This window comes from Hymenobacter negativus (assembly GCF_017571495.1).
Classification (GTDB): domain Bacteria; phylum Bacteroidota; class Bacteroidia; order Cytophagales; family Hymenobacteraceae; genus Hymenobacter; species Hymenobacter negativus.
The window spans coordinates 179051-188424 of record NZ_JAGETZ010000014.1 but is presented as its reverse complement, the minus strand read 5'-3'; the positions used below and the strand labels follow the sequence as shown (position 1 = coordinate 188424).

General features: G+C 56.5%; 8 protein-coding genes. All 8 read right to left on the bottom strand.

The genetic code is table 11. From position 1 onward, the window contains the following. Positions 1-697: 697 nt before the first annotated feature. Entirely contained in the window at positions 698-1843 is a 1146-nt protein-coding gene (locus J4E00_RS23720; RefSeq protein ID WP_208177850.1) for a serine hydrolase, read from the bottom strand. Between the two features lie 255 nt (positions 1844-2098). Further along, entirely contained in the window at positions 2099-3349 is a 1251-nt protein-coding gene (locus J4E00_RS23715) for a hypothetical protein (RefSeq protein ID WP_208177849.1), read from the bottom strand. A 155-nt stretch (positions 3350-3504) separates the two neighbouring features. Continuing rightward, positions 3505-4836 (bottom strand): APC family permease, encoded by a 1332-nt coding sequence (locus J4E00_RS23710; protein WP_208177848.1) that lies wholly within the window; start codon positions 4834-4836, stop codon positions 3505-3507. Positions 4837-5124: 288 nt separating this feature from the next. After that, positions 5125-5640, bottom strand: a complete 516-nt coding sequence (locus J4E00_RS23705; protein ID WP_208177847.1) for a DUF2480 family protein — start codon at positions 5638-5640, stop codon at positions 5125-5127. 83 nt (positions 5641-5723) lie between these two features. Beyond that, positions 5724-6416: a tRNA (adenosine(37)-N6)-threonylcarbamoyltransferase complex dimerization subunit type 1 TsaB gene (gene tsaB, locus J4E00_RS23700; protein ID WP_208177846.1), complete on the bottom strand. Its 693-nt coding sequence runs from the start codon at positions 6414-6416 to the stop codon at positions 5724-5726. 6 nt (positions 6417-6422) lie between these two features. Continuing rightward, positions 6423-7028, bottom strand: coding sequence for a hypothetical protein (locus J4E00_RS23695; protein ID WP_208177845.1), 606 nt, complete (start codon positions 7026-7028; stop codon positions 6423-6425). A gap of 77 nt (positions 7029-7105) precedes the next feature. Then, the gene (locus J4E00_RS23690) at positions 7106-8800 is read right to left on the bottom strand and encodes a S41 family peptidase (RefSeq protein ID WP_208177844.1); all 1695 of its coding nucleotides are present in this window, start codon (positions 8798-8800) and stop codon (positions 7106-7108) included. Positions 8801-8826: 26 nt separating this feature from the next. Beyond that, positions 8827-9255 carry a ribonuclease P protein component gene (gene rnpA, locus J4E00_RS23685; protein WP_208177843.1) on the bottom strand — a complete coding sequence of 143 codons (429 nt, stop codon included), beginning with the start codon at positions 9253-9255 and terminating at the stop codon, positions 8827-8829. Between the last annotated feature and the right edge of the window lie 119 nt (positions 9256-9374).

Sequence of the window (9374 nt, the reverse complement as noted above, 5' to 3'; positions counted from 1 at the left end):
TTCATCCTGAGCCAAGATCAAACTCTCCATTGTAAAATATTTCTACACCCAGGCGAACCTGGGCTGATGTCGAGTGCGAATCCGACTCGTATTGACGAGTTCTATGTATTCGTGTTACGCTTGTAATTTCCACTCTCAATATTGCTATTGAAAGCCCTTACTATTTGTCTTTTCCAAACATTCAAAGAACGTGTATCACTTCCAGTTGAGGTGATAGTGTGGCCGTTAGCGGCCTGTTTTTCTCGCTTCCTTTTCCCTTTCTGACGATTGGGAGTGCAAAGGTAAGAAAAAGTGTTGAACTGGCAAGCGAAAGGTGAAAAAATTTTATTTTCTCGTATTTCGCTTTTCAATCCGTTTCCGCCTCCTATCGAAGCGGGGTGCAAAGGTAAGGCGCTTTTTTCGACTTTCGCAAGACCGGCCGAAATTTAATTTTCGAGGATTTTGCTGAAGCAGCACGGCGGGCAATACAAGGATGGCAAGCGTGAAGTTCCGAACCGTTCAACTTTTCTGGCGAGGTGTTATCCGCGGCAACTCCCGATACCCTGTTGGTGATTGGGAGTGCAAAAGTAGCTGGAATTTCTGGGCCGGCAAGGGCCCGCCCACAACTTTTGTGCGCAGGGACCGTAGCGCAGGGTATTTTGCGGCGGCGGGCCGTTTGGAATCAGGGACTTAGCCGACCAAAAAAGTTTACCACCTTTTAGCGAATGGGCTCGGGGGCGAAGAACTCGGTGAGGGTGGGACGACGCCAGCGAGAGCGCTGGGACTCGTATTGCTGGATTTGGCGGCCTAATTGGGCGAGAAAAGGCTGGCCGATGCTGTCGTATTCGTAGGCACCGTCGTTGATAATGCCGTCCTGATTGACGTAGAGGACGGCGCTGAGCATGAATTCGGACTGGTGGTGGGAGTCGGCGAAGTAGGCGACATCGGCCAAATAGCCGTGCGACATGCCGACGATGTTATAGATGCGGAGGGTAGACTGCTGCGAAATTTCGGGGTTGCGGCCGTAATAGAGGTACTTTTTGTAGGCGTCGAAGTAGCGGGCGGGAGCGTAGGTGTGGAAGCCGGACTCGTGGGGCGTGGCATGGAGGTAGCGGCGGAGGAAAGCGTAATCGGAGGGCGTGAGGCGGAGGCGCTGGGCGGCGGGGACGGATTCGGGGAAGAGGATGCTTTGGAGGAGGGCGGTGATGTCGGGGAGCGGGAGGTGGTTGGCGGTGGTGAAATCGTAGGGTTCGGGGATGACGCGGCGGCCGGCCTGGTGGGCGCGGCCTTTGAGGACGCGGCCGAGGGGGCTGCGGTAGGTGATGGGGTTGTACTGGGTGGGCTGCTTATATAGGGTGTCGCCCTGGGGGGTGTGGAAGCTGATGGGATTGGTGTGGCGGTTGGCGGCGGTGTCGCAGGGTGCGAAGCGGCGGGTGATGCGGGCGTTGGGGTAGCCGAGTTCCTGGAGGCGTTGGTTTAGGCCTTGCTGGCCTAGGAATTCGTAGAGGCGGTTGTAGGCAACGTTGTCGCTTACCAAGAGCATGCGCTTGATATAGTTGCCGACGGTGGCGGTACGGTCGGAATCGGCGGGGGCGGCAAAGGGGACGGGAGTTTGGCAGCGGTAGGCGGTGCCGGTGGCCATGATGGTGCGGCGGTTCACTCCCGGCTTATTGAGGTCGTTGAGCTTTTCGAGGGAAAGGGCAACAATGGGAAGTTTGACCAGACTAGCGGGATTGAAGTATTGCTTGGGATTGAGTTGGTAGGTGTGTGGGGTGAAGGTGGGATGGTTTTGGGCGTCGCGGTCAATTTGAGTGTAGATGATTTGGAGTTCGTATTGGGGATTATTGGCAACTCGCTTTAACAAGGGGTTGGCATTTAGAAGGGAATCTAGTAGTGGGGAATCTCCTAGCGTTAACCTTACCTCCCGGCCTCCTCTCCCATGGACATGGGGTGCCAGACGACTGCTTGCGGTTAGGTTTGTTATTGCTAATAATAAGGTTACTCCTACTATATAGTATAGTGTGGTACGGGATTGGCAGGGCATTTTCATAGGAGAATCAAAATAAAAAGGGCCGTGATGTTGCCACCACGGCCCTGCGGGGCTGGTTTTATACAGCGATTAGTCGGCCAAGGGGACTAAGCGCTTGGCGAGGAGGAGATTGGAATCGGTTTGACGCCAGTTGTAGCCGGTACCGAAGGGGAGCGGCTTGGGCTTGTTCACGGTGTCGCGGTAGGCGGCGGTGAGTTCGGGCTGGTATTGCTTGGCGAAAAGGTTGATGGGGCGACGGTAGGTGCCGTAGTAGTTGAACTGCCAGGCGCCTTTTTGGAAGTATTTCATGGCGATGCCGGAATCATCCTGCAGGATGTAGCGGCTGCGGCGCAGGACGGTGCGACGGACTTTGTTGAAATACGACTTGTGCATGAGGTAGGTGGCCGACTTCACATAAGTGGTGAGGGGGCCGAGGTGACGCACAAATTCCAGCGGGGCACTTTTGGCAGTGAGTTTCCAGTCGCTGAGGTCGGCAGAGAAGTAGTAAACGGTTTTAGGAAGGCCGTCGGCACCGCGCAGCTTCATTTCGACGCCGGGGATGGCTTTCGGGTCGGGGGTTTGGGAGGAGTCGGCGGGTTGGAGCTGGCCGGTGGCGTCAAGCTGGACGTGGCGGATGGCGGTGATTTGGTTGCCGGTGCGGGCGGCGAAGAGCATCATGAGCGGCAAAGCACCATCGAGTTCCACAGATTTCAGGTCCACGGCCATGTCGTTGGTGCGGAAGAAGCTAAAGTTGAGTACCGACCAGAGCGAGGTTTTGACGGCAGGTAGCAGCTTGGGCTTTTCGAGGGAGGCGCGGGCCGGGATGCTGCCGACGGGTTCGAGGCCCATCAGCACGTAGGTTTGGCTGGTGGGGAACATCGTGACGACGTTCAGGAAATCGGGGCCGCTGAAGGGGTAGAAGATGGTGGGGCTGCTGGCGTGCACGGAATCGAGCTCGGCGTTGGCCCACTGGGTCATGCGCGTGGTGTGGGTGGCGCGGTATTTTTCCCAGCTTTTGTCCTGGTCTTTGGCAAAGGCCTGCCATGCGGGCGTAGCAGCCAGGCTAGTGAGGTCGCTGTGCTGGCTGGGTTGCAGGCCACCGAGGAACATGGCGACGTCCTGGGAGTAAGCGGTATCGGGGGCGGCGGTGGGTTTGGGAGTAGCTGTTTTACCCGATGTGGCAGCGGGTGACTTGGTGGAGTCGATGGCATTGGCCGTACCGGCCATGGTCTCTTCCTTGCCGGAAGTGGCGGTTTCGGTTTTCTTGTTCGACTCGGTACAAGCGGAAAGCAAGAGCAAGGCGGCGGGCAAAAGCCGAAGCGCGGCGGTGCGGAGGAGCATTAGATTAACGATGTAATGAGAAACGGCGGGCTGCAGACGTGCCCAATGAGGCTGCAAGTTACAGGAGGTTCGTTTGAGCAGGGCCTGGCACCTGCCCCTTCCCAAAAATCCTCGGTGCACATACTCGGTGGCTAGGCAAGCCTGACGCGTTTCTGCTAGCCTTTGTTGGCAGCAGCGGCAGCCGGCAGGCGCGTGGTGAGGAAGTAAACCAGCGCGCCGACGGCCAAGGTACCCAAGCCGTAGAGCGACTCCCACGGCTTGTCGCGTAGAATAAAGAATAGGGTCCAGCCGCTGAGCGCCAGAAAAACGATGGGCGTCACCGGGTAGCCCCAAGCCTTGTAAGGGCGCAGCAAATCGGGCTGGCGGGCGCGTAGCACGAACAAACCCAGCACCGTGAGAAAGGTGAACAGGTTCAGCACAAAGCCGGCGTAGACGAGTACGCCTTGGAAACTAGGCTTAAGGATAAAGGCCAACGTGATGGCCGTTTGCAGCGCCAAGGCCCGTACGGGGATGCCGGCCCGGCTTTTGGGTGCCAGGAAACGCAGGGCGGGAATGTCCTCCCCCATCGTCTGGACGATGCGGGGGCCCGCGAAAACCATCGAGCTGATAGTGGAAACCAGTAAGGCCGCGATGACACCGCCCATCAGCCGGCCGCCGAGGGGGCCGAAAAGCGAGGTAGCAGCCACGAAACCAACTTCGACCTGCCCTTTTAGCCCCGCTATGGAGGTAGAGCGGAGGAAGACATAGTTCAGGCCTACATATAATAGGAGTACGATGGCGGTGCCAGCCAGCAGGATGCGCGAGAGATTACGCTTGGGATTTTCGATTTCGCCGGTGACATACACGGCGGCGTTCCAGCCGGAGTAGGCGTAACTCACAAACACGAGGCTTACGGCAAAAGCAGGGCTGAGCAGCGCACGCCAGCCAGTAGCATTGGGCAAAAAGCTGATGGGCTGCCCCTCCCCTACCACCATGCCCGCGCCAATGAAAACCACCAGCACGCCCACTTTAAGCGCAGTAATAATGATTTGGAGGCGGCTACCGACGCGGGTACTGCTGCCGTGCACCAGCGTGAGGGCCAGCACCACGGCCACCGATAGCCACTGCGGCTCTAGACCCGGCCACACACTTTTCGCGTATTGCCCTAAGGCCAGCGCGGCCAGCGCGGTAGGTGCAGCGAAGCCCACCGTGGCCGACACCCAGCCCGACAGAAACCCCAGCGCGGGGTGATAAATCTGGCTCAGATAATGGTATTCACCGCCCGAACGGGGCATGGCAGCCGCCAGTTCGGCATAGCTCACGGCGCCGCAGAGGGCAATTAACCCGCCCACCAACCACAGCATTAGCAGCGCAAAGCCGCTCTCGATACCCATCACCTGGAAGCCGAGGCTGGTGAAGACGCCGGTGCCCACCATATTGGCAATAACGATGGCCGCACCGGTGAGAAAAGTGATTTTGTAGGGACTGACCGGGGCGGAAGTGGGCATACAGCAAAGTTGGCGAAAGCCCAAAAGTACAGCCCGCCTTGCCGTTCAAACAGTACGTGTACCGTTTCGAACACTCAACCCGCCGTTTCGAACCGTTTCCCCATCCCTTCGAACACGCTGCCCGACCTCGCGAACAGTCTTCCCGCCACTTCGAACACTTTCCCCGACCTTACGAACAGTCTTCCCGCCCCTACAAACACCATTCCCGGCCTTACGAACAATCTTCCCGAGCTCGGGAAAGGTGTTCGTAAGGCCGGGAATGGCGTTCGAAATGCCCCTGGCAGGCTATTACAGGGCTTTTGGCCGCTTATAGAGCGGCACGGTGCTACACGGCTCACCATACATAATGCTACTCGTAAAAGGCAGTAGCTTTTGCATGATGGCCACGTAGGCGAAAGTGGGCACAGGCTTGTCGCCGCAGCCTTTCACCACCACTTTAGCGTCGCGGTACTCTTCGGCATCGATGGCGGCAATGGCTTCTTCGAACAGCGACTGTTCCAGGGCGTCGAGGTTGCCGAAGACGTAGCGGTGGGCGTGGCCCTGCAGCTTGGTGGCAAGCAGCATGTAGGCCCAGGTGGGCACAATGGCGTCGGCCGAGCAGACGATGGCCACGTTCTGGCCGTCGTACTGCGTCCAGTCGTGGGTTTTCACGAACTCACGGAAGTCCTTTTCGCGCAGCATCAGGCCGTGGAAGAGGTTGTCCTTAATGTCGTACACCACCCGCTCGCCGGAGTGGATGAACTCTTCTAGGTTGAGGGTGACAAGGCCCGAATTGGCGACGCGATTGACGAAGAGGGGTTCCATACTGTAGCGCGAACTCTGAGAGCCCGCGTATTTATTGGTGAATACAAAATGGCGCGGATGGACGCGGACTCTCAGAGTCCGCGCTACTTTGCTTTCGGCGTGGTGGTGTACACTTCTTTCAGATAAAACGGCTCGTAGTACGCCACGTCCTGAAATTCCTGCCGGTAATACGCCGCCACCGCCAGCTGCCCCACCGAAATCGCTGAGGGCTCAATCCCCGCCAGGAAACCAGCGTTAGCATGCTCCCCCAGCAACGCCTGAAACTTCGCCGCACCGTGACCGAAGAATAACACGGAATGGTGGGCCAATTGTTCGGCCAGCGTGTCGGCATCGAGTAACAGCGGCGTAGGCGCCAGCACCTCCTGCCCCGTGTGGGTGTAGAGAGCAGCGTACACTTCCGTACGCCGAGCGTCCAGCATGGGACAATACAGCCAGCTTTCGGGGCGGGCGGTACCAACGGCCACCTGCGTTGCGAGTGCCTGCAGGGTACTCACCGCCACCAGCGGAATATCCAGTGCGAAGCACAAGCCCTTGGCCGCAGCCCCACCAATGCGCAAGCCGGTGTAGGAACCGGGCCCGTCGCTCACGGCCACGGCGGCGAGGTCGGCTAGCGCATGGCCGGTGTTGGCCAGTAGCTGTTCAATAAGTACTGTGAGGTGGGTGGAGTGAGATTTATCCAGCCGCAACTCCGACTGGCCAATAAGGGAGCCGTCTTCGAGGCGGTGCAGGGCAACTGAACAGACGGGGGACGAGGTTTCGAGGGAGAGGAGGAGCATTGCGGATTACTGGACACTATAGTTTGGATTGCGGCTGATATAATCCTCTATCACATCATCCAATGAATAGTCTTCTTCATCCTCGGAGAAGTTATCAATGTATTGCGTCAGTTCTTCCGCTGAAAATACTGGGCTAACTAAAACATCATGAATGTGGTCAGCCAAAAGCTGCTGCAAAATAGCTTTGTAAGTACCTGTGAAAACAATGTCGGCTTTTTCCGGCCCCGCATCACAGTCCCAGAACTCGTATCGCGTGACACTTCTGGCTTCTAGTGAAGTGTAAAACCATTCATCGGCATGCTGATTGTCACCCCAAGAAGTACTATGCGCTCGGAATCTCCACAGAAACCCATTCTTAAAATCATCGATTTCAACTAGCTCTTCTGAGAAGTTGGGTATCCCCCATGATTCTCGGTTGGTGTTAAAATTTTCAGAGTCTTGGCTCCGAATAAAAGCTGCTCTGCTCTTTGAAGCTTCTGTTCCTAAATCATCTAACCGTTGCGCAAGGTCTGCCCGCAATTCAATTAACACATTAACAGTTTCTAATTCCGCAAGTGAATTAACCACCTCTGCTAGAATGCTCGGCCGCTTGACAATTTCTTTGATTGACATTTTTTCTCTTCCGATATAGACAACAAAAAAGCAGGCACCTCTCAGCGCCTGCTTTTCTAATTTAACGCAACTCAAAATTACTTCGTCCCAGCCGACTTGCGGGCGCTGGCAGCCTGGCCCGTGGGCTTCAGCAGGGCAGCGTAGCGGTTTGGGTCGTTCAGGACGGCCACAGCGGCGATGATGTTGGGGTCGTCGTCGAAACCAGCTTCGGTGCGCCCCTTTTCGAAGTAATAGCGCGACACGATTTCCTGCTCCAGCAACTCCTTGATTTCAGGTTTGAAGCGCTGCAGGTCGTTGGCTTTGTTAACGGTGATTTTTTTGCGGACGGCTTCGAGCTCCAATTTCACGTCGTCGTAATGCTTTTCCTCTTTCACCTTCTTACTAAGGTCGGTGAGGGCCTTTTCAGCGTCGGTGCTGTAGCTGATGTTCTTGCCCTGCAGGAATGCCACGAACTTCTGGTAGTCAGCATCCGAGAGCTTGAAGGCACGAGCTGCCGGAATGCTAGCGTGCTCGGCGCGGTAACGGGTGGCGTAATCGAAAAGGTAGCTTTTCTGGAGCAGGATGCGGGTGATATCAGCAATTTCGCGGTCCTGCACTTCAATGTCGGGGGCCACGCCGCCACCGTCGTATACAGTGCGGCCGGCCGTGGTTTTGAAAGCTGTGCGTAGCGAATCAGGGAATTTGCCCAACGTGCCATCCTCAGCGCGGTGGGCATAGTCGATTTCCTGGATGCAGCGGCCGCTCGGGATGTAGTATTTGGCGGTCGTCACCTTTAGCTGCGAGTTGTAGCTGAGGGGCCGGGTGGCCTGCACGAGACCTTTGCCGAAGGTGCGCTCACCCACTAGCACGGCGCGGTCGTAGTCTTGCAGCACGCCCGACACGATTTCCGATGCCGACGCCGAGCGGTTGCTCGTAATGATGGCAATTGGAATCTGGGTATCAAGCGGCACGTCAAGCGCCTTATACGTCTTGTTCCACTCCGTCACCTTGCCCTTGGTGCTCACCACGTCGAGGCCTTTGTCGATGAACAGGTTGGAGATGTTCACCGCCTCGTTTAGCAAGCCGCCGGGATTGTCGCGGATGTCGAACACAATTTTCTTCGCGCCCTGCTCCTTGAGCTTGGAAACGGCAGCACGCACCTCCTTGCCCGCATCCACGGTAAAGCCACCGAGTTGGAAGTAGCCCACATCGCCGGAAATCATGCCGGTGTAGGGCACATTGTCCACCTGAATTTTATCGCGGGTGATGTCGATTTGGATGGGTTTGTCCTGACCGTAGCGTGTTACCATCAGCTTCACCATGGAGTTGGCCTGGCCCTTGAGGAGCTTACTGATGTCGGAATTCGACTTTTTATCGACTACCACGCCATTGATATCGAGGATTTCGTCGCCGGGGAGCAAGCCGGCTTTTTGGGCCGGATAGCCTTCGTAGGCGCTTTGCACCACGGTTTTGCCGTTGCGCTTCACCACTGAGGCCCCAATGCCGCCGTACTGCCCGGTGGTCATGGTGCGGAAGTCCTCAATGTCGTCCTCCGGAATGTAGTTGGTGTAGGGGTCGAGCGAGCGCAGCATGGCATCGATGCCGGTTTTCACCAGCTTGGCGGGCGTTATCTCGTCGACGTAATAGGTGTTGACTTCCTTAAAGAGCGTAGCGAAAATATCCAGGTTCTTCGCGATTTCGAAGTACCGCTCGTTATCGGAGGCGGCGCGGAAGGAAACTAACCCCAGCGTGCTCAAGGCTAGGGTAGCGAGTAGCTTTTTGCGGATAGTCATACAGAACGGGTAGCAGCTTGGCGAATCTACGGGGCCGGTGGTGAAGCGGATGCTTCAACAGTCGTGCCCGTTAAACGAAGAATACCGGAAATTAATTTTTTTTCCACCAAGGCCAGTGGACTTTTTTCCTTTCCCGTGAAGATAATACCTAGCAGAGCGACTTGGTGCCCGTTTGGTTGCTCAAGGAGCCGATATTTATTGAGCCTATACGCCTCCCGGATGAGCCGCTTGAGCCGGTTGCGGTCAACGGCCCGCTTAAATGTGCGCTTACTCACGCTGATGAGTACCTGCGGCAGAGCGGTGGTAGGGGCCGCAGCTTTTATCCAGACCATGCGCAAGGGATAAACGCCAAAGGAGGAGCTTTGCTTGCTGAAAAGCTCTTCGATAAGCTTCTTGCGGCAAAGGTGTTCCTCTTTCGGAAAAGTATATTTTCTCTTGGCGGTTGGCTCGTTCACGATGCTTACTTATCGGTGGACGCTGTAGCAGCGCAACCACTTTAGGATGGCCAAAAATAGCGAAGCCGCATTGCCACGACAGAAATAATACTGTCTCAGCAATGCGGCAATCTGCTAGC